The organism is Pseudaquidulcibacter saccharophilus (assembly GCF_019455445.1).
GTDB lineage: Bacteria > Pseudomonadota > Alphaproteobacteria > Caulobacterales > Aquidulcibacteraceae > Pseudaquidulcibacter > Pseudaquidulcibacter saccharophilus.
In genome coordinates this window covers 13509-34648 of sequence record NZ_JAHWUS010000008.1, presented here as the reverse complement: position 1 = coordinate 34648, position 21140 = coordinate 13509, and the positions used below count along the sequence as shown (strand labels likewise).

General features: G+C 42.1%; 18 protein-coding genes. 7 read left to right on the top strand and 11 right to left on the bottom strand.

Translation table 11 applies throughout. From position 1 onward, the window contains the following. Positions 1-4 precede the first annotated feature (4 nt). The 4 genes from dmpE to KXV15_RS13315 form a co-directional block, all read right to left on the bottom strand. Complete coding sequence (gene dmpE, locus KXV15_RS13330; RefSeq protein ID WP_240008706.1) at positions 5-796, bottom strand: 2-oxopent-4-enoate hydratase; 792 nt, start codon at positions 794-796, stop codon at positions 5-7. Further along, a complete protein-coding gene (locus tag KXV15_RS13325) occupies positions 777-2234 on the bottom strand; it encodes a 2-hydroxymuconic semialdehyde dehydrogenase (protein WP_240008705.1) in 1458 nt (485 codons plus the stop codon). The genes dmpE and KXV15_RS13325 overlap by 20 nt, the downstream gene beginning before the upstream one ends. Before the next feature lie 80 nt (positions 2235-2314). Beyond that, complete coding sequence (locus KXV15_RS13320) at positions 2315-3241, bottom strand: catechol 2,3-dioxygenase (RefSeq protein ID WP_240008704.1); 927 nt, start codon at positions 3239-3241, stop codon at positions 2315-2317. Positions 3242-3265: 24 nt separating this feature from the next. Continuing rightward, positions 3266-3625, bottom strand: a complete 360-nt coding sequence (locus tag KXV15_RS13315) for a 2Fe-2S iron-sulfur cluster-binding protein (RefSeq protein ID WP_240008703.1) — start codon at positions 3623-3625, stop codon at positions 3266-3268. A 188-nt stretch (positions 3626-3813) separates the two neighbouring features. On the opposite strand from KXV15_RS13315, the gene KXV15_RS13310 reads away from it, so the two are divergent. The 7 genes from KXV15_RS13310 (at position 3814) to KXV15_RS13280 (ending at position 11606) form a co-directional block, all read left to right on the top strand. After that, on the top strand, positions 3814-4719 hold the full coding sequence (locus tag KXV15_RS13310) for a LysR family transcriptional regulator (RefSeq protein WP_240008702.1): 906 nt from the start codon (positions 3814-3816) through the stop codon (positions 4717-4719). 99 nt (positions 4720-4818) lie between these two features. Next, positions 4819-5754, top strand: a complete 936-nt coding sequence (locus tag KXV15_RS13305; protein WP_240008701.1) for an acetaldehyde dehydrogenase (acetylating) — start codon at positions 4819-4821, stop codon at positions 5752-5754. Then, on the top strand, positions 5754-6791 hold the full coding sequence (gene dmpG, locus KXV15_RS13300; protein ID WP_240008700.1) for a 4-hydroxy-2-oxovalerate aldolase: 1038 nt from the start codon (positions 5754-5756) through the stop codon (positions 6789-6791). Before KXV15_RS13305 ends, dmpG begins: the two co-directional genes overlap by 1 nt. A gap of 32 nt (positions 6792-6823) precedes the next feature. After that, the gene (locus KXV15_RS13295; protein WP_240008699.1) at positions 6824-7624 is read left to right on the top strand and encodes a transporter; all 801 of its coding nucleotides are present in this window, start codon (positions 6824-6826) and stop codon (positions 7622-7624) included. Positions 7625-7814: 190 nt separating this feature from the next. Further along, entirely contained in the window at positions 7815-9107 is a 1293-nt protein-coding gene (locus KXV15_RS13290) for an MFS transporter (protein WP_240008698.1), read from the top strand. An 8-nt stretch (positions 9108-9115) separates the two neighbouring features. After that, positions 9116-10021 carry a rhamnogalacturonan acetylesterase gene (locus KXV15_RS13285; RefSeq protein WP_240008697.1) on the top strand — a complete coding sequence of 302 codons (906 nt, stop codon included), beginning with the start codon at positions 9116-9118 and terminating at the stop codon, positions 10019-10021. Positions 10022-10079: 58 nt separating this feature from the next. Beyond that, on the top strand, positions 10080-11606 hold the full coding sequence (locus KXV15_RS13280) for a family 43 glycosylhydrolase (protein ID WP_240008696.1): 1527 nt from the start codon (positions 10080-10082) through the stop codon (positions 11604-11606). A gap of 2 nt (positions 11607-11608) precedes the next feature. On the opposite strand, the gene KXV15_RS13275 is transcribed toward KXV15_RS13280, so the two are convergent. The 7 genes from KXV15_RS13275 to KXV15_RS13245 all read right to left on the bottom strand — a co-directional run bounded on the left by KXV15_RS13275 (position 11609) and on the right by KXV15_RS13245 (position 21077). Further along, positions 11609-12619 (bottom strand): sugar kinase, encoded by a 1011-nt coding sequence (locus KXV15_RS13275; RefSeq protein ID WP_240008695.1) that lies wholly within the window; start codon positions 12617-12619, stop codon positions 11609-11611. Positions 12620-12730: 111 nt separating this feature from the next. Beyond that, positions 12731-15709, bottom strand: coding sequence for a TonB-dependent receptor (locus KXV15_RS13270; RefSeq protein WP_240008694.1), 2979 nt, complete (start codon positions 15707-15709; stop codon positions 12731-12733). 203 nt (positions 15710-15912) lie between these two features. Next, on the bottom strand, positions 15913-16755 hold the full coding sequence (locus KXV15_RS13265; RefSeq protein WP_240008693.1) for a 2-keto-4-pentenoate hydratase: 843 nt from the start codon (positions 16753-16755) through the stop codon (positions 15913-15915). After that, positions 16752-17504 (bottom strand): 2-dehydro-3-deoxy-D-gluconate 5-dehydrogenase KduD, encoded by a 753-nt coding sequence (kduD, locus tag KXV15_RS13260; RefSeq protein ID WP_240008692.1) that lies wholly within the window; start codon positions 17502-17504, stop codon positions 16752-16754. Before kduD ends, KXV15_RS13265 begins: the two co-directional genes overlap by 4 nt. Before the next feature lie 12 nt (positions 17505-17516). Further along, positions 17517-18365, bottom strand: coding sequence for a 5-dehydro-4-deoxy-D-glucuronate isomerase (gene kduI / locus KXV15_RS13255; protein WP_240008715.1), 849 nt, complete (start codon positions 18363-18365; stop codon positions 17517-17519). A gap of 24 nt (positions 18366-18389) precedes the next feature. Further along, positions 18390-19811: a glucuronate isomerase gene (gene uxaC / locus KXV15_RS13250; protein WP_240008691.1), complete on the bottom strand. Its 1422-nt coding sequence runs from the start codon at positions 19809-19811 to the stop codon at positions 18390-18392. Between the two features lie 171 nt (positions 19812-19982). Next, entirely contained in the window at positions 19983-21077 is a 1095-nt protein-coding gene (locus tag KXV15_RS13245; protein WP_240008690.1) for a LacI family DNA-binding transcriptional regulator, read from the bottom strand. Between the last annotated feature and the right edge of the window lie 63 nt (positions 21078-21140).

Sequence of the window (21140 nt, the reverse complement as noted above, 5' to 3'; positions counted from 1 at the left end):
TATCCTACCCGAATTTCACCGAGGCAGAACCCAATCCGCCAATTGTCATTGTTAAAGCATCACCCTTGGTAATTGGAACAAGCCCCGCCAAGGCCCCTGAAAGTATAATTTCACCAGCTTTTAAACCGATGCCAAGCCTTCCCAACGTATTGCCCAGCCATGCAATCGCATTTGCCGGATGACCAAGCGCCGCAGAGCCAGACCCCGTAACCTGCAAAGCTCCATTTTTTTCGAGATACATACCGCAAAGCTCTAAATCGACTTCTTTAGGTGGTTTCGCCGCGCCACCCAGCACAAACACGCCACAAGAGGCATTATCCGCCACGGTATCTTGAATTTTAATCTGCCAATTTTCGATACGGCTATCAACAATTTCAAAGCATGGCATAACGCATTCGGTTGCCGACAAAACCTCAGCAATAGTAAGACCAGGCCCCATAAGATCGCGTTTAAGAATAAATGCAATTTCACCTTCGGCACGTGGTTGGATTAAGCGTGAAATTGGAATTTCTTCACCCTCATTATAAATCATGTCAGATAATAACATGCCAAAATCAGGCTGATTAACTTTTAAAAGATTTTGCACAGCAGCCGAAGTTGCCCCAACCTTTTTGCCAACAAGGCGCGCGCCACCATTATAACGATGGCTTAACATGCGTTCTTGTATCTTATAGGCATCCTCAATGGTTAAGTCGTGACCACGCGAAGTTAATGGCGCAACAGGCGTACATGCCATTAATGCCGCGTGCAACTCATCACCCAATGCGTTTATAATATTAGAGTTTGATGCAGACATTTTTAAGCTCCGTATAGAATTCTAATGAATGCACGCCACCTTCGCGCCCGATGCCAGAATTTTTTGCGCCACCAAAAGCAGTGCGCAAATCACGCAAGAACCACGAATTAACCCAAACAACGCCAGCCTCAATTTGCGCCGCAACACGGTGGGCACGTTGTAGATTACTTGTGAATATTGCACTTGAAAGACCATATTTTGTATTATTTGCGCGTTCAATAACCTCATCTTCGGTATCGAATGGGAATATGTGCGTGCATGGCCCGAAAATTTCATCAACGGCAATTGTTGCATCGTCATTAAGACCTGTCCAAATTGTTGGTTCAACCCATGAACCATTGGCAAGGTCGCCCTCCATTTTGGGAACGCCGCCGCCAATAACAACGTTTGCGCCTTCTTCAACTGCCTTCTTATAATAAGATAACACTTTTGCTTGGTGCTCTTTGGAAATAAGTGGCCCCATATTTGACGAGTGATCAGATGGGATACCAATTTTCAACGCCGCCACTTTTTCTTTCAAAGCGTTGACCAAGGTATCAAATAAAGGACGTTCAACAAATACACGTTCTGTCCCTAAACAAACCTGCCCAGTATTCATGAAGCAAGAGCGCATCAAGGCTTCTGTTGCGACGTCCAAATCGGCATCGGCAAAGACAATTGCCGCATTTTTGCCGCCCATTTCAAGCGACACGGGACGCGCACCATCGGCGGCAGCCTTCATAATCGCTGCACCAGTTCGGGTTTCACCAGTAAAGGTTATTGCATCAACATCTTGGTGCGTTGTTAAAAATTCACCAGTCGAATTCGGGCCAAACCCATGAACAACATTATAAACACCTTCAGGAACGCCAACATCGCGCATTACTTCGCCCAATAACGCAGCGGTTTGTGGAGTTTCTTCTGATGGCTTAACCACAACCGTATTACCGCAAGCAAGTGCCGGACCAACTTTCCATGTCATAAGCAATAATGGCGCATTCCAAGGGCAAACGACCCCAACAACGCCAACGGGTCTACGAATTGCGTAATTCATTGCGCCTTTGCCATCAGGCGTTGCCATTTCAAAAAATTCAGTTGGCACATTCTTAATTACATCGGCAAAAATTTTAAAATTCTGTGCACCGCGAACGCACATAAATTGTGATGTATGTTGTGGCATACCGGTATCGGCAACCTCGGCGGCAACAAAATCTTCAAAACGGCGCGTAATTTCGTCCGCAACTTTATAAAGAATTGCGACACGCTCTTCGGTCGTCATTTTTCCCCAAGGTCCCTTTAATGCCTTTTTTGCCGATGATACGGCGGCATCGACATCTGATTTTGATGCCTCACAAACCTCGGCGATTTGCGCATTGTTTAGGGGGGATAGTTTTGGGAAAGTTTTGGCGTCTGAGCCGTCTTTGTATTCGTTATTTATAAAGTTTTGGACTTTTTTCATTGTCATTTCTCACACAATTAGAGAGGGGTGATGCAGGCACGATATGCCTGCATCGATAGAATGAAACACTTGCCCGTAGTTTACGAGAATACAGTCAAGAATGTTTCGTGAAGTTTGCGTTGGGCGTAGTCGAGACCTTCTGGAAGGTGCTCAACCGGCCAAGTGATAACTGCATGATCAGGATATGCAGGATAACCGCCAGAGAATGTTTCAAAGCGATTGCCAGATCTATCCCATGCGTAAATGGTTGCGCCGCGTGTGATACCGTGACGTGTAGGGCCGATATCAACAGGAACGTCATTCATTGACATAATGTCTGCGGCGCGAAGAACTTTTTCCCAGGTTTCAAGCCAGAATGAAACGTGGTGCAATTTGCCATCTTCGGCGTGACGCAAGAAAGCGATATCGTGGGTTTTATTAGAGCAAGATAGCCAAACCGCGATTTTCATGCCATCTGGTGCAACAACTTCTTCAACCAAATAGAAGCCAAGAACATTTACAAAAATATCAAGAGCTTGATCCAAATCGCCACCCGCAAGCAGGGCATGATCAAGACGAGTTGGCGCAATACCACGCTCCGCATCTGGACCCCAAGGTTTTGGATTGTGATAACCAAGTCCATTGCCAACATCTTTTTTATCGGCATAAAGTTCGATTGCGTGACCATTATTCAATGTAAATTGAACACGTTCGCCTGTATTCATCATTTCGCCCGCAGGAATACGTTTTGTTGTAACGCCATAAGCCTGAAGATCTTTTTCAAATTTTTCTAAAGTTGCTTCTGAATCAACTTTAAAGCCAAATAAATCAATGCCAGTTTTATCCGCTTGACGAATAAGAACGCTGTGATGGTCGCGCTCATCCCATGCTTTGAAATAGTGGCGACCTTGTGAATCGCGGCCCATGTCCACGAGACCCAAAACATCGCGATAAAACTTTACGCCTTCTTCGAGATCAAGAACGCGGATTTGTGCGTGCCCTGGTCTTAAAACACCTGTAATTGCCATTGTAAATTTCCTCCAGAAATAAGTTTATTTTTCACAGACATTCTTGTGCATTTTCCCGATGACTTTCACCTCAAGATTATCTTTTGGTTTGATGCAGCAGGTCAAAACACAGTTTTCTTCCAATTCTTGTTTACTGATATATTCAGTGCTCATGGGGCGGTGTTGGTGATATTCACCCTTAACAACCTGACACTTGCAAACTGAACATCCCCCTGAACGACACCCGACTGGAATGCCGCGCTTACCAAGCCGGCGCATCCCTTCGAGAACGCTTTCATTCGTGGAACAATCAAAAGATTCCCCAGTTTCGGCGATGGTGATTTTTACATATTCATATGCTTCTTCAGTCATAACCGAAGTTGTGTTCCCTTTTTGCGTTTCCATCTTTAGCCCTTGTTTCTTTGGCTTTTTGTATTTTGATATTTATGAAATAAAATTTTGCGCTGGGGAAATACTTTTTTCGAGCCACAGCCATACCTAAAAAGTATTGCTACAATGGTTTACTATATAATTTTCTTTAGTAACCTTAACAAAATTACATTTGTCTTTAAGACATTTAGGAGGGTGGAAGAATGGAATTACGCCATTTGAAATATTTTGTTGCCGTTGCAAAAGAAGGCAATATAGGCCGTGCATCAAGCATTCTTCATATTTCGCAACCACCATTGACACGCCAAATTAAGCAACTTGAAGATCAATTAGGCGTCCAACTTTTTAAACGCTCTGTAAAAGGTGTTGAGTTAACGGATGCCGGAAAAACGCTTTATGACGAAGCAATCAACATATTATCTTTAGTCGATGTTGCAATTTCGCGAACTAAACGCGCTGCAGAAGGAATCATCGGACGGCTTGACGTTGCGATTTTTGGCTCTGGTGTTTTTGAAATTGCACCGCGCCTATTATTACGCTTTCGCGAATCTTTTCCCGACGTGCAAATTGTCTTACACACGATGAATAAAACCGAACAGATTGAGGCATTGCGACAAAGACGTATTAAAATTGGATTTAACCGTCTTATACCTGATTTGCCGGATATTGGCGTTAAAACCATTGCGGTTGAATCCATTGTAGTTGGCGTGCATAAATCCAACCCACTAAGTAAAAAAGAGGTTATTTCTTTTTCCGAACTTGCAAGCGAGCCAATTGTTTTATTCCCCAACATCGGCCGTCCAAACTTTGCTGACTTTATCCTAAGCCAATTTTATAAGTACGATATCACTCCTAATGTTGCACAGGTTGTAGGCGATGCGGCAACGGGGATTGCACTTGTTGCTTCAGGGTTTGGGGTATGTTTTGTGCCTGAATCGGCAATGTCATTTGGTGCAACTGGCGTTAAATATATTCCATTAAAAGAATCTGCAGACGTTAAAGTGGATATTTCATGTATGTATATGAAGGATGACAAATCACCAATTCTTGAGGCCTTCCTAAAAACCACTAACGACTTTCGTATTAATAGCAGCATGAACGATACCTAATAGGTATTGTTACCCCTAAAAAACGGTATTGGACGGTTTTAATTTTGCTTAATATCTTCGCTTGCAAGTAATTTAATAAAAGCGGGGAAACCTTGTAACATGGCAAAGATAAAATGCGCCCTTATCGGGTCGGGCAATATTGGCACGGATTTAATTTACAAATTACAACGTTCTGAATTTCTTGAACCTGTTTGGATGGTCGGAATTGACCCAGAATCAGATGGCCTAAAACGTGCCGCTTCAATGGGTTTAAAAACCACACATGAAGGCGTTGATGGTCTTTTACCACATGTCAAAGAAGACAATATTCAAATCGCTTTTGATGCCACTTCTGCATATGTACATGCAGAAAACAGCCGCAAATTAAATGAATTGGGCGTTTTGATGGTTGATCTTACGCCGGCAGCAATTGGCCCATTATGCGTTCCTCCCGTTAATTTGCGTGAACATGCAGATAAGCTTGAAATGAACGTCAATATGATTTCGTGCGCAGGTCAGGCAACGATTCCAATGGTTTACGCGGTTTCACGTATTCAAGGAGTTGATTATGCCGAAATTATTGCTTCTTTAAGCTCCAAATCAATTGGCCCAGGCACGCGTGCTAACCTTGATGAATTTACTTTCACAACTTCATCGGCACTGGTTAAAGTTGGCGGCGCAAAAAAAGGCAAAGCACTTGCAATTATCAATCCTGCTGATCCCCCAATGATTATGCGGAACACCGTTTATTGCATCACAGAAGAAAACCCAGATGAGGCAGCAATCACCAAATCTGTAATGGAAATGATTGCCGAAGTTCAAAAATATGTCCCTGGATATAAATTGGTGAACGGGCCAATTTTTGAAGAAAATCGCGTTGCCGTCTTCTTAGAGGTTGCCGGTCTTGGCGATTATTTGCCAAAATATGCAGGCAATCTTGATATTATGACTGCGGCAGCGGCACGCACCGCAGAAATGTTTGCCGAAGAAATTTTAAACGGCAAAATTACCCTTAAACCAACTTTGGCGCCAAAAGCACTTGAGGAGAATGCATAATGTCAAACCTAAAAGGTCGTAAAATTATTATACACGACATGTCATTGCGTGACGGTATGCATGCCAAACGGGAACAAATTTCTGTTGATAAAATGGTTGAAATTGCAACCCTTCTAGATGATGCAGGCGTGCCAATGATACAGGTAACGCATGGCGCAGGCGTTGGTGGCAATTCAATCCAGCACGGCTTTGCCCCGCACAAAAATGAGGAATATATTTCTGCTGTTTCATCAAAAATGAAACAGGCAAAAGTTTCGGTTCTGCTTATCCCTGGTCTGGGAACCATGCCTGAATTGAAATCTGCATATGATTGTGGCGCACGTTCTGTTCATGCCGCGACCCATTGTACAGAGGCCGATACCGCACAACAACACATTGCATATGCCCGTAAACTTGGGATGGATGCATCTGGCTTCCTAATGATGGCACATCTAAACACCCCTGAAGGCATCGCCAAACAGGGTAAATTAATGGAAGATTATGGCGCGCAGACCGTCTATGTGACGGATTCCGCTGGCTATATGCTTCCTGATGACGTTAAAGCGCGCGTATCTGCATTGCGCGATATCCTTAATCCTGAAACTGAAATCGGCTTCCATGGGCACCATAATATGGGCATGGGCATTGCCAATTCAATTGCCGCAATCGAAGCAGGCGCAAGCCGTATTGACGCCTCTGTTGCTGGTCTTGGCGCAGGCGCAGGTAACACCCCAACCGAAGTTTTTGTCGCTGTTTGTGATCGAATGGGAATTGAAACCGGATGCGACCTATTCAAACTTATGGATATTGCCGAAGATGTCATACTGCCATTCATGGATCACATGGTGCGCGTTGACCGCGCTTCATTAACCCTTGGCTTTGCGGGTGTTTACTCAACATTCCTGCTTCATGCCAAGCGTGCTGGTGAAAAATACGGCATTCCGGCACGTGATATTTTGGTCGAACTTGGCCGCAAAAAAATGATCGGCGGGCAAGAAGATATGATTTACGACACAACCCTTACAATGGCTAAAGAGAGGGGTTTGTTACCTGCCTAAATGGTAATTTTAAAACAAGAGGAGGAAAGAGAATGAAAAAGATAAAGATAGCAGCGGTAGCGTTGCTTGCGGCAATGAGTTTTGCAGGAACAGCACAGGCTGGCTCAGAATTATTCCCAGGGATTTCAACCGGTATCCCATTAGGTGCGCCGTTGCCAGAAGGCGTTTGGGGCGTTGGTATCGGTACAACAGGAACCCGTGACTTGGGTGGTGGCGTTGATTTAAAAGTTAATGCAGCTGCACCTTGGATTATATGGTCAACTCCTTGGAAAGTTGCAGGCGGTACATTGGTTCTCGACACCGTTACCCCTTATGTCAATGCCAGTGTTAATGGCAATGGCGTTGCATCTGGCTGGGCCAATACGTTTCTTGATGCACAAGTAAAATGGAATTTAGGCGATGGCTGGTTTGGCGGTTTCCAAGCCGGTGCATATTTGCCAAGTTCTTCTGATGTTGGCCGTGACTGGTCATCATTCCAAGGGATTGGTGCGGTTTCATATCTTGGACAAGGTTATGACCTATCTGCAACTTTGGTTTATGGTACAGGTAAAGACAGCGCAGGTGCACCAGATTGGATGAACCTTGATTTAACTGCGACCAAGGCATTTGGAAAATGGGAATTGGGTGCAGTTGGTTTCATGTCACAAGATTTGAACAATGCGGCAGGTTTTAAACAAAGCCAGACAGCAATTGGTCCATTGGTTGGCTATGATTTTGGGGCCTTTAAGGTTCAAGCAAAATATACCCAAACAGTATCTGAAAAGAACTATGGCGGTGATGACAAGCGCTTCTGGCTTACCGTCATCAAACCTCTTTGGATGCCTAAAAAGTAAAGCTTCAAAGAAACCTCAGCAAGCCTATGGCCCCGATTAATTCGGGGCCTTTTTTGTTTAATTGCCTAGCTTGTTTTTTAATTCTGGATTTGTCTGTGTTTAAAAAATTTAATTTTAGTCTGCTCTTTTAATATAGACACCGGTGTCATTTTGCGTTAAGGTTATAAAAAATAACAATAACGGAGGAAATATGCCAGATTTTGAACCCCAAAAGATAAAGCTGTCTTCAAATTATCGTTGGGTAATTTGCGGCCTGTTGTTGGCGGCAATGGCAATCAACTATATTCATCGTCAAACCTTAGGCCTTTTGAAAAACGACTTGCAGAATGTTTTTCACTGGGATGAAAATGGCTATGCCAATGTGGTATTTTGGTTTCAAGCGGCATATGCGGTTGGTTACGTAAGCTTTGGTCGAATTATTGACCGTGTTGGTGCAAAAATTGGCTATTCAATTGCCTTCACTATTTGGGTGCTGGCGCATACATTTACAGGCTTTGCCACCAATATTACGCAATTCATCATCACAAGGGTTGCGCTTGGTCTTGGTGAATCTGGATCTTTTCCCGCAAGTTTAAAAACAGTTGCTGAATGGTTTCCGCAAAAAGAGCGTGCCTTGGCAGCAGGTATTTTCAATGCCGGCACCAATATTGGGGCAATCGTTGCCCCACTTGTAGTTCCACTACTTACCCTTAGTTTTGGTTGGCAATCGGCATTTTGGGTAACCGGTCTCGCAAGCTTTTTATGGCTTGTAGTTTGGCTATTGGTTTATAAATCACCTGCCGACCATGAAAAAGTTGCACCTGATGAACTTGAATATATTAATTCGGACAAAACCGATGAAACAACCAAAGTTCCATGGGTTAAATTATTATTGGTAAAAGAAACTTGGGCTTATGCGCTCGCAAAATTTTTAATCGACCCTATTTGGTGGTTTTACCTATTTTGGCTACCTGATTTTCTGTCAAAAACTTATCACTTTGACCTTAAATCATCATCGGTTGCGTGGTTTGCCGTTGGTTTGCCGTTGGTCGTAATTTATTTGATTTCTGATATTGGTTCTGTTGTTGGTGGCTGGGTTTCTTCAACCCTAATCAAAAGGGGTTTAAGCGCCAACAAAGCCCGCAAAGTTTCAATGCTACTTTTTGCATTGTGTGTATTGCCAATTTTTGCCGTAACACAAGTTGGTAATATGTGGATTGCTGTTTTGATTATTGGCATTGCAACAGCGGCGCATCAGGCATTTTCTGCAAATGTTTATACTTTGCCATCAGATATATTTCCAAAATCAGCAGTTGCATCCGTGATTGGAATTGGTGGAATGGTTGGGGCGATTGGCGGCATGGTATTTGCCAAAACCGTTGGCCACATTTTACAACTTACTGGCTCTTATCATATTTTGTTTATCATTGCTGGCTCTGTATATTTGCTTGCACTTTTGCTGGTTCATTTGCTTTCGCCACGACTTGAGCGCGTAACAATATAGGCGGCAAAATGAAAAATTTTCATCGTTCAATCTTTGCGTCATTATTTATACCAAGTGCAATAATGGCGCAAAGTTTGACTAATGAAGATATTACGGCACGCGCCGCCCATAAGCCAATCATTGCGCAGAAAGTCATCCTTGTTGGCGATTCTACTACGCAAAACATGTCTGGCTGGGGCGGTGAGTTTTGCGCCCATCATCTTACATCAAATGTTTCATGTATAAACCTTGGCCGTGGCGGGCGCTCATCCTTTTCTTACAGGGCAGAAAAATCGTGGGAAATTGCCCTTAGCGAAATGCAAACCAAGGGCTATAAAAATATCTATGTCCTTATACAATTTGGGCACAATGATATGCCAGGAAAACCAGGAAGAAGCACTGATTTAAAAACAGAATTCCCTAAATTTATAACCCAATATGTAATTGACACAAAAAAGATGGGTGCAATTCCAATTCTTGTCACCCCCCTAACGCGCCGCACATTCAAAGATGGGGTTTTGGAAAACGACCTTGCCCCATGGGCAGAAGCCACCAGACAAGTCGCAAAAGAGCAAGATGTTGCACTAATTGATCTTAATGCAAAATCTTATGAAGCCGTTCAAAAAATGGGGGCATCAGAATCGCTAAAACTGGCGCAATTACCAGCGCCGCAAAATGTTATTGTTGCCGCGAAAAATGGTAATACCATCAATATTGCAAAACCAAATAACCCCGCACAACTCCTGTGCACAACCGCACCAAGCACAAGCAATTGTCAGGCAGAAATTAAACCAACCAACATCCCAAGCGGTAAGGTCAATATGTATTTTGATTACACCCATATTGGCGATGAAGGCGCTAAAATCTTTGCAAAAATCATCACTGAAGAACTGGCAAAAGTTGAACCAGATTTATCTGGTTCACTAGTTCCATAGGTGGAATATGATGCAGAGGCGCGCTTTTTTATCACAATCAATTGGTGGCGGAGCTTTAATGATTGCTCAGCAATCATTTGCCGGCGATTGCAAGCCATCACCGATTTGGGCGCGTGGCATAGAAAACCAACGCAAAGCGGATTTAGGCAATGGCTATTATTTAAACCCAATCATATCAGGAGACAGACCCGACCCATCAGTTTTGGTTGATGGTGATGATGTTTATATCACATTCTCATCATTTGAAGCCTACCCAGGGCTTCATATCTGGCATTCACGTGATTTAGTAAATTGGACCCCTATTGCCTTTGCGCTTTCTGATTATGTTGGCTCGGTTTGGGCACCGGAATTAATCAAACATAAGGGTAAATATTATATCTATTTTGCAGTTAAACATCCCATTCAAAATACGATTTATGTGGTTACTTCAGATGATATCAAGGGTCCATGGTCAAGACCTATTGACCTTGGTCTTCATAAAAATATTGATCCTGGTCATGCTGTTGATGAAAACGGAAATAGGTTTTTATTTCTATCTGGTGGCGATAGGGTATCACTGTCAAAAGACGGCTTAAAAACCACAAGCGATGTCACACATATCTATACCCCCTGGAAATACCCAGATGACTGGGAAGTAGAGGGATTTTCTCCAGAAGGCCCAAAGATTTTCAAATATGGCGGCTTTTATTATATCATAACCGCAATTGGCGGAACCGCAGGGCCACCTACTGGTCATATGGTTATTTCTGCCCGCGCAAAATCACTTGATGGCCCGTGGGAAAACTGCCCCAATAATCCATTAGTACGCACAAAATCTGCGTCAGAACTTTGGTGGTCGCGTGGTCATGCCACAATTTTTACGGCACCTGATGGCAAATTATGGGCGGTATATCATGGCTATGAGCGTGATTTCATGACATTGGGTCGGCAAACGCTTTTGGTTCCGATCTCATATAAAAATGGATGGTTTGATTTTGGTGATGAGATTGAAAAGCCCATAAAAAAACCTGCTCTGCTATCAAACGGTATTCACGGGATTGCTTTAAGCGATGATTTTACAAGCAATAGATTTGGTTTGGTTTGGAACTTCATCCAACCAACGCCAACAGAAGCCACCCGAATTAAGATTGGCAATGGTGAACTTTCTTTATTGGCGAAGGGTGATGCGCCATCAAACTCCCCACCACTTGGGATAATTGTTGGTGACCATTCCTATGAAATTGAGGTTGATGTTGAAATTGACGATAATAGCTGGGGTGGAATTTTAATTTATTATGATAAATCTCTTTATGCCGGACTAGGGTTTAATTCCACAAATTTCATAACCCACCAATATGGAATGGAACGCGGAAAACCTTCACATAAAAATGGTAATCGCATGAAATTAAAAATGCGAAACCGTGAAAATATTATTTCCTACTTTTATTCAAAAGACGGCTTGAATTGGTCAAAATTTGACCGCGGCATGGAAGTTTCAGGTTATAATCATAATGTACGCGGCGGCTTTATGATGCTAAAGCCAGCACTTTATTCATGCGGCAAAGGCAAAGTAATTTTTCGCGATTTTAAATTCAGGGCGTTGTAGCATTATCTCTGGACGTCAAAATTACCCGTCAGAAAATCTTCAATCATTTTTGTAGTATTGAGACATAAATCACCATTTTGCGCATGTTTAAGACACGCCGAGGCAATCGCCCAATCAAGTGACTTTTGTGGCTCATAATGGTTTATCATGCCATGCAAAAGCCCAGCACAGAATGCATCACCACCGCCAATACGGTCAACAATTCCATCAATTTCAAACGTTTCTGTATGATAATTTTTTTTGCGCATAAATAAATTACCGTTTAATTGATTATATCCCGCACTTATTTGTTTGCGGGTGGTATTGGCGAGATATGTTAAGTTTTCAAATACATCAAATGCCGCATTTGCCGCCATTGATTGCACTTCTTCGGCAACCTTACTTTGATATTTTGTATTAAAAATCATTTCGAAGTCACGATGTCCGGCAAAAATTAAATCGGCATTATTCATTAATTTTACGATTTTATCTTCATAGCCAGATGACCATTCCGCCCATAATTTTGGTCTAAAATTGGCATCATATGAAACCTTTACACCAAGCGCCCGTGCACGTTTCATCAAATGAAGGGTTATCTCATAGCATTTTTGATTAAGTGCAGCCGTAACCCCAGAAATGTGAAACCATTTTGCACCTTTTAAAACCTCATCCCAATTTATTTTGGTAAAATCATAATCCGCAAAAGCAGAATTTTTACGATCATACAAAATTTCCGATGGGCGATGAATTGCCCCAGGGCTTAGGAAATATAATCCCATCCGACCTTCAGCTCTGGCAATTTTATCGGTGTTTACATTGTGTTTTCTTAATTCGGCAATGGCGGCATCACCAAACGAGTTATTTGGCAACACACCCGCCATTTGAACCTTATTACCAAGCTTGGCAACACCAGTTGCAACATTGGCCTCTGCCCCTCCTAGAAACGGTTGAAATTTCTTTAGATCAGAAATCACATAGCCATCAATTGCGGTCATTCTTATAAGTAATTCACCAAAACAAACCAAATCAAGCATAATAAAACCCGTTTCTCTCGTTAAATTTTAAAAGGGTGTCATATATTATGACACCCTTTCGTTTAATTGCAAAGTACTGGGGAAGTTTTGCAATTTCGTCTTGGTCAGAGCTTAAAATTTAAACCTGAAACCAAAAAAGATTTGACGACCTGCGTAGGCATTATCAAATAACAAATCGCTCGCAACATTGTTCTGTGCAGTATTGTAAGTGATAGTTGATGCTACTGGCTCATCAGTTAAGTTCTGCCCCTCAAGAACAAAGGTAAGTCTTGGGCCATATTTATAAGAAATCTGGGCATCAATTGAATCAGTGTCATTTTTGCTCCAGAAGTCCGCAGAAGAACCTGGGTTAAGAACCGAAATATAACCATCGCGGTGCGAATATGAGACGCGACCAGAAAGTTTGTTACCTTCATAATACAAAGTAGCATTATAAGAATTTGGCGACATACCAAGTAAGTTATATTCACGATAAACAGTTGTTGATGCCGATGAAGAGAAGGCATAATTTATTTTTGAATCAACGTGTGTGTAATTCAAAAGCACACCAGTTTTATTCAAAACTCCTGGTAAGAATGTGAATGGTTGGTTGATGGCAACTTCGTAACCAGTCAAATTACCGCCCGGAGTGTTAACAGGTTGGGTAACCGTATAAACCGTATCACCAGTTTGCCCAGTTCCATCCAATAATGACAAATCATATCCAGTTTCTGAGTAAGGAATTGTGCGAACAAGACTTTGAATCCATGTATCGATTTTCTTATGGAATACGCTGACCGCAATCATTGTGTCTTTGTTTGGATAATATTCAACGCTTAGGTCATAAGTTTTGGCACGAATTGGATCAAGATATGGGTTACCAATTGAAAGCGTCTGACCACCAGTTGAAATTGAACCACCTGGCGCCAAGCTAGAAAGCGTTGGACGAGACATAACTTTTGCTGCGGCAACACGAACCAACAGATTATCAATTGGTTCTAACGTCATATTGAAAGCGGGAAGAACATCATCATAAGAGCGCTTGATTGTTATTGTTCCAATATTGCTTCCTTTGGCCAAATAGCCAGTAGTCGATTGTGTAGTATCAACCCAACGGACGCCAACATTTCCACGAACCGGTATATTCAACAAATGAGTTTTATAATCGGTTTGCAAATATAGTGCAGTATCAGCCTCTTCAGCAGAATTGTTGTTAGGGCGCGCATTGCTGTTCAAATCATTTACTGTGAACTGCCCCCATGAATTTGTGCAGTTACAATTATAGTTGAACTTATCGCGAATTTTATCCAAATCTGGAACCAGATAAGTAATACCGCCATAAGTTACAGACTTGGAGTAATTGGCAAGGTTGCCATTTATTTCCGTAACTATTGCTGAACCCGGTGCCGCCGCTTCGTTTGAAGTTAGTGGCGTGGTTGTATAGCGGCGCATTTCAGTAGTGTTAAATGCAAATTGTTTATAAGAACCACCAAACTTAAATCTGAAAGTATCATTAAAATCATATTTGAAATTTAATGAACCTGTATCATAGGTGTTTTCAACGGTTAGCGGGCGTAAACGAATTAATGATGCATCACCCGAAGCATTAGTTGAAGCAGTTGATGAAGATGCCGCCGCATAGGTCCAGTAACAAGCCTGATCAATGCGACATCCAGTTGAGCTTGTACCCCAATTCACAACTGGGTTACTCATATCAGTTAAATCATATGAATAGCCTTTAACGTTATATGATTCATAAGTGAATGTGGTCTGTTCAGGGTTATCCAAGAAGGATTTAGATGAACCGATTAACAAAGAACCAGATAGTTTATCGGTAATCTGTGCATCATATTGGAAGTTTATTTGATCAAACGTTGTTTGCAACTTGTCAAAGCGCATTTCCGAACGAATATCAACATCGTTAAAAGATGCTTTTGTAATTACATTGCGCGCTGCATCAATTGTGTAATTATAAATATCGGTTTGCGGAAGGCCTGTACCGTTTCTTGAGAATGAAATGGGTTCAAGGTTATATTCTGTACGGTCGGCATTATAAACTGAATGCAAAACATCCAATGTTAAGGTGTTGCGGTCATTCAGCTTAAACTGCAATGAACCGGTAATACCCAAACGCTCTGAATTTGTAATGAATTGCGAATTACGAAGAAAGCGTGGGAATAATGCCTGTGAAAGTTTCAGCCCCTCGCCAGTTACAACTGGATTTGAAGCTTCTGTAGTATTACAAACTTTTGTGGTTGCATTTGATGTACATGGCGCAATTGCGTTAAAAGTATTGCCGCCATCAGTTGAATATGATTGGAAACGACCGGCATTACCGGCTGAATAAGCATTTTGCCAACGACCTGAATTTGGGCCCTCTTGATAAATATCCTTTGTCGAATACGCAACAGAAAGTAACCCACCCAAACGGCCATCAAGCCAGCGATTTGAAACCATAAAGGTTCCGCGTTCACTTGTTTTATCAGAAAGATCATTATATCCGCCCTGCAATGAGCCAGCCATTGTAAAGCCTTTATAATCAAATGGGCGTGCAGTGCGCAAATCAACCGTTGCACCAAGCGAACCTTCTTCAACTTCGGCAGAAAGCGACTTTCTTACGGTTAGAGAATTGAATAATTCAGACGCAAATACGTTAAAGTCAAAACCACGACCACGGTTCGCACCGCCGATTGCGTCGCGTCCACCGGTTGTTGCAATTGCCTCAAGTCCATTTAAACGAACGCGCGTAAAATCTGGGCCAAGACCACGAACTGTAATGGTTTTCCCCTCGCCGCCTTCTTTATCAATTGCGACCCCTGGAATGCGTTGCAAAGATTCTGCAAGGTTTGAATCAGGAAACTTGCCAATATCTTCGGCCTTGATTACGTCAACAATATCGTTTTCAAGCTTTTTTGCCGCAATCGCACTTCTTACCGATGAGCGGAAGCCAGTAACCACCACCACACTCTCATCTTTTTTAGCGGTTTCTGCGTCTTGTGCAAAAGCAGGTGCAATAGATACGCCCGAAACCGCCAATGCCAAAATTGATGAGCTTAAAACCAATCCGCCACGGATTCCATGTGTGGCTTTCTTGTTATATGTGTATTTCACATCTTCCTCCCGGTAAAATAATTACCCTGTAAAATATCCCAATTGTAACTTTTTATGACTTCTCGGCGCCAAATCTGACACCGGTGTCATATAATTATATTTTCACTTAGCACTTTTTTAAAATAAGTAAAACTAAAAATCAAGCAAAATGACAGCGGTGTCAAATTTTTTATTTCACTTATTTCAAACTATTTCCCCGCTTTTTACGGCAGGAATTCATCCCCCACCAAAAGCGGCCTTGTATTAATATCAATAGAAACAATATCCTTTGCATCAACCCCAAATACGACCTTGGCGCTTTTATTGATTCCAATGTCGTGAATCCCTGTACTTGCGCCGGAAGAAATTAATTGCCCTTTTTTAAGAGGTAATCCTCGTTTTGCGAGATGCCCCGCAAGCCATGCGATTGCTTTTAATGGCCCACCCGGCATTGAGAATAATCCCCCTACCCCCATGGTTTGCTTTCCAAAGTTTGTAGCAGCGGTATATTTACGACAATTATCGGGTGATAAGTCAGCAGCTGAATTAATATCAGCCAATTTCCCACCCAAAATAAGCCCAAAATTATTACCAAAATCAGATGCAACAACACAAGGACCATAAGAATTTATGTCCTTGATTGGCGATCCCGCCATTTCGACACCGCCATAAACACAAGAGATTAAATCCGCCGCGCTGTCGTCGGTATAATCAGTTTTGTTTATGTCGGCATCGTATGCAATCTCAAACACAAATTCTGCCTCAACTGCAGCAAACCCATTTTCATAAATAGGTATTTCAACAGCTTCGCTTTTTGAGTGTTTAAGGGCATTTCTAAAAATCGGACCAGCAAGGCGTTCACTATTATGAACTTCGTGTAAATCGGGGGCAAGGCGCCCAATTTTCCAGCCGATTATATCACTATTCCAAAGCGCAATTGCCGCATCCTGAATTTGGTAAGAAACATCAAGAGATGCAGGAATTTGTGCCGGATATTCGTTAAAACTTCCGGCGTTCATACGTTCTTGCACCAAGATTCCGGCAATTTCAGAAGGTGATTTATTCATCGCGCCAGCCATCCACCGTCAACAGGAATAATTGCACCATTCACATAATCTGAAGCAGACGAGGCAAGGAATATAACTGCGCCACCTAAATCAGATGGCAAGCCCCATCGCCCCGCAGGAATTCGTGATAATATTTCAGAAGAACGTTTTTCATCATCACGCAATTGAGCTGTATTGTCGGTTGCCATATATCCAGGGGCAATTGCATTTATATTTATGCCTTTTGATGCCCATTCGTTCGCCAAAAGTCGGGTAATACCCGCAATCGCAGATTTAGAAGCGGTATATGAAGGAACACGAATACCACCTTGAAAGCTAAGCATTGAGGCAACATTGATAATCTTACCATAACCTTGAGCAATCATTTCGCGACCAACACGCTGTGATAAAAAGAAAGCACCTTTGATATTAACATTCATTACGTCATCCCAGTCTTTCTCACTGAAATTAACGGAATCTTCGCGGCGAATAAGTCCGGCGTTATTAATCAAAATATCAATTTTACCAAATTCAGATTTGGCAGCTTCAACAATTTTTTCCACTGGCTCAAGGCTTGATAAATCAGCAGAGACATCAATAAATTTACGTCCCAATGCCTTTACTTTTTCGCCCGTATCATCCGCAGGAGATACGCCAGCAGAAACAATATCTGCCCCCGCAGAGGCCAATGCCAACGCCATACCCTGCCCAAGGCCAGTATTTGCACCAGTTACTAGTGCCGTCTTTCCACTTAAATCAAATAAATTCATTTCGTCCCCCTGTTAGGCAAGCTGGCAAATGTCGAGTTGGTTCATATCCGTATAGTCAAGGTTTTCACCACCCATCGCCCAAATGAATGAGTAATTTGAAGTTCCAGATCCCATATGAATTGACCAAGGTGGCGACACCACCGCCTGATTATTTTTCATTACGATGTGACGGCAATTATCTGGCTCCCCCATAAAATGGAAAACCCGATCATTTTCGCCAAGATTAAAATAGAAATATACTTCTGAACGGCGATCATGCAGATGCGGTGGCATGGTGTTCCAAACACTACCGGTATTAAGCATGGTTAGGCCCAACAAAAGCTGGCATGATTTTACAGTTGATGGAACAATATATTGGTAAATCGTCCGTTCATTAGAGGTTTCAAGCGCGCCACGTTGCAATGGAACGGCCTGGGCAATTGAAATGTGCTTCACCTCATAGGCATGATGTGCAGGGGTAGATGCAAGATAATATTTCGCAGGATTATTTGCGTCATCAGACGTAAAAATAACTTCTTCAACGCCCATTGGAATATAAAGACCGTCTTTCGGTGTCAAAACATATTCAACACCGTCAACCTTCACCTTACCATTGCCTGCACCAACATTAATTACGCCAAGTTCACGGCGCTCAAGGAATGATTTCCCTGCGGCTGATGCAGGCTCGGTTTGGCGGGGAAGAAGCACTTCTTGTGATACCGGTGAGGCACCACCAATCACAAATCTTTCAAAATGGGTATAATTTAGGACGACTTTTTCATCCTCAAACATTTTTTCCAACAAGTATTTATCACGTAAATCCTGATTATCGGCATTTTGCATCATGTCAGGATGAGTTGCGTGATAAGTCTTATTATATATTGAGTTATTGCACATTTTATTGTCCTATAATTTATAAGCTAATTTCGGTAATTTATACGCAAGATCCACAACAATTTCGGATGCTTCATCAATTGTTAGGCGATGTTGCGCGACAAGATTGGCAAGGAAGCTTGCATCCATGCGGCGCGCCATATCATGACGTGCCGGTATTGATAAAAACGCCCTTGTATCGTCATTAAATCCAATGGTATTATAGAAGCCCGCTATTGGTGTAATAGTTTCGCGGAAACGCTGCATCCCCTCTGGGCTATCATTGAACCACCACGCGGGGCCGATTTTCAATGCTGGATAATGCCCCGCAAGTGGTGCGATTTCACGGGCATAGTTCGTCTCATCAAGGGTAAACAAAATTATGGTTAAATCTTTTTCATTGCCATACAAATCTAAAAGTGGTTTTAGATTTTGAACATATTCTGTAACAGATGGAACATCCGCCCCTTTATCACGGCCATATTTATCAAATATCTTTTTATTATGATTGCGGTATGCGCCCGGATGAATTTGCATCACCAAACCATCTTCTAATGACATACGCGCCATTTCACACAACATATGCCCACGGAAAACTTCGGCATCAACCGCATCAAAATGACACGAAATAATTTTTTCAAACAAAGCTTCGGCACGCGAACTACTTAGTTTTACAGTCTTGGCAGCTGGGTGACCATGATCGGTTGAGGTTGCACCCATAGATTTAAAAAAAGCACGTCGTTTCTGATGCGCCTTAATATAACCCTTATAGCTAAAGCAGTCTTCACCACTTAATGACGACATAATTTCCAGATTTTTTTGAAATCCTTCAAACTCTGGATCGATTACATTATCAGGGCGATATGCGGTAATAACATTTCCAGACCAATCACTTTCACGAATGGCTTTATGATATTCAAGCGTATCAATTGGCGATTCAGTTGTTGCAAGAACCTCGATATTAAAGCGTTCAAACAACGCACGCGGTTTAAATTCATCCGTTGCAAGCGCATCATTTATCTTATCATAGTACAAATCCGCACTTTGTTTATTTAAAAGAATATCAAATCCAAATACTTCTGAAAATACATGATTTAACCACATATATGATGGTGTACCGCGTAATGTATAAAAATTTTCCGCGAAAATGCGCCACGCAGCGCGCCTATCAGTTTTTGGATAAACCCCATGCTTTGGAACGCACAATTCATCAAGGCCAATACCTTGTGAATATAACATACGGTAAACATAATGATCGGGCGATATAAATAATTCTGTGGCATTGGCAAAGTTTTCATTCAAAGAAAACCAAGATGGGTCAGTGTGACCATGCGGCGAAATAATAGGTAGCTTTTCAACAAGGGTAAATAATTCACGCGCAATTGCCCGCACACCAACATCAGACGGAAATAACCTATCTGAATTATGTATGAGCTTTGCAGATTGCAACGACATTAAAACCAACTCCCTTATTTATTTTTACCAGCATTACAATAAAAAGACACCGGTGTCATTTACTTTTTTCATTAAATCGCAGAAATTTTTAAAAATCGTTTCATTTCAGTGAATTACTTAAATGCACAACCTAAAAAACAAGAGACAATTGCATGCATTCAATGCAAATTATCAAAATCCCTTGGTTGAACCACGAACTATCAAATCAGACGGGAACACCATCTCCACCAAGCCTTTATTATCAATTTCAACAAGCATTTGCGCCGCATTGCGCCCCATATCACGGGTTGGCAATCGCACTGTTGTCAAAGGTGGCGTTAAGCGCGCTGAAAGCGGAGCATCGTCAAACCCCACCACACTTAATTCATTAGGAATTGCAATATTTAACTCATATGCAGCCTTATAAACACCCGCAGCCATTTCATCATTACAGGCAATTATTGCAGTTGGGCGATTATGCTGCTTTAATATTTTAAGCGCCGCAAGATATCCGGTTTCGAACGAATAATCACCCGGTTCATCAAACTGCGGGTTGATTTTCACCCCTTCTGACAAAAGACCGGCCTCAAAACCCGCCCGCCTTTCATGCGCTGATGGATATAAAAGATTACCGCCAATATAACCAATATTTTTATGTCCGGCCCTCGCAAGATGGTTTCCAGCGGCCTCGCAACCAACACGGTCAATTGAAATTACTTGCGCCCCGATAAGTGGCGGCTCGGTAAGATTGCCACGACGCGCGGTAATGCGAACATACGGCACATCAAGCTCTATCATAAGATTTATGAGGCGCTTATCTTCCGCAAGAGGTGGTAATAATATTACCCCACTAAGTTTTTGGCGTTCTACAAAGTCACGAATTTCATCGACTAAATTTTCGTTATTTCTGTCACACGGGTGAACCACAAGTTCGCGCCCATTAGAGCGCAAATAGTCTAAAATCCCCATTTGCATATTAACGACATATTGCGCATTGGGGTTATCATAAACCAAGCCCACCAAAAATGATTTGCGCGATGCAAGCGCGCGCGCCTGCGGATCTGGTGTATAATGCAAAAGCCTAATTACTTCTTTTACAAGTTTTCGGGTTTCATCCTTCACATTTTGGGAATCATTGATAATTCGTGACACCGTTTTCTTAGATACGTCGGCAACGTCAGCAACATCGTTAATTGTTACCTTCTTTTTAGAAGATAATAATCTGTCAATTTTTTTGACAATGTCAGCAGTTATAATATCCTGAGAATTAACAGATTCAGCGCACATCTTAGCATTTCTTTGGTTTATATATTTTTATTAGCAAAATAAATTTAACTTGCAATCATTCAT

Coding starts and splice junctions, on each gene's coding strand:
- dmpE (WP_240008706.1), bottom strand. CDS start 796: ATGTCTGCATCAAACTCTAATATTATAAACGCATTGGGTGATGAGTTG.
- KXV15_RS13325 (WP_240008705.1), bottom strand. CDS start 2,234: ATGAAAAAAGTCCAAAACTTTATAAATAACGAATACAAAGACGGCTCA.
- KXV15_RS13320 (WP_240008704.1), bottom strand. CDS start 3,241: ATGGCAATTACAGGTGTTTTAAGACCAGGGCACGCACAAATCCGCGTT.
- KXV15_RS13315 (WP_240008703.1), bottom strand. CDS start 3,625: ATGGAAACGCAAAAAGGGAACACAACTTCGGTTATGACTGAAGAAGCA.
- KXV15_RS13310 (WP_240008702.1), top strand. CDS start 3,814: ATGGAATTACGCCATTTGAAATATTTTGTTGCCGTTGCAAAAGAAGGC.
- KXV15_RS13305 (WP_240008701.1), top strand. CDS start 4,819: ATGGCAAAGATAAAATGCGCCCTTATCGGGTCGGGCAATATTGGCACG.
- dmpG (WP_240008700.1), top strand. CDS start 5,754: ATGTCAAACCTAAAAGGTCGTAAAATTATTATACACGACATGTCATTG.
- KXV15_RS13295 (WP_240008699.1), top strand. CDS start 6,824: ATGAAAAAGATAAAGATAGCAGCGGTAGCGTTGCTTGCGGCAATGAGT.
- KXV15_RS13290 (WP_240008698.1), top strand. CDS start 7,815: ATGCCAGATTTTGAACCCCAAAAGATAAAGCTGTCTTCAAATTATCGT.
- KXV15_RS13285 (WP_240008697.1), top strand. CDS start 9,116: ATGAAAAATTTTCATCGTTCAATCTTTGCGTCATTATTTATACCAAGT.
- KXV15_RS13280 (WP_240008696.1), top strand. CDS start 10,080: ATGATTGCTCAGCAATCATTTGCCGGCGATTGCAAGCCATCACCGATT.
- KXV15_RS13275 (WP_240008695.1), bottom strand. CDS start 12,619: ATGCTTGATTTGGTTTGTTTTGGTGAATTACTTATAAGAATGACCGCA.
- KXV15_RS13265 (WP_240008693.1), bottom strand. CDS start 16,755: ATGAATAAATCACCTTCTGAAATTGCCGGAATCTTGGTGCAAGAACGT.
- kduD (WP_240008692.1), bottom strand. CDS start 17,504: ATGAATTTATTTGATTTAAGTGGAAAGACGGCACTAGTAACTGGTGCA.
- uxaC (WP_240008691.1), bottom strand. CDS start 19,811: ATGTCGTTGCAATCTGCAAAGCTCATACATAATTCAGATAGGTTATTT.
- KXV15_RS13245 (WP_240008690.1), bottom strand. CDS start 21,077: ATGTGCGCTGAATCTGTTAATTCTCAGGATATTATAACTGCTGACATT.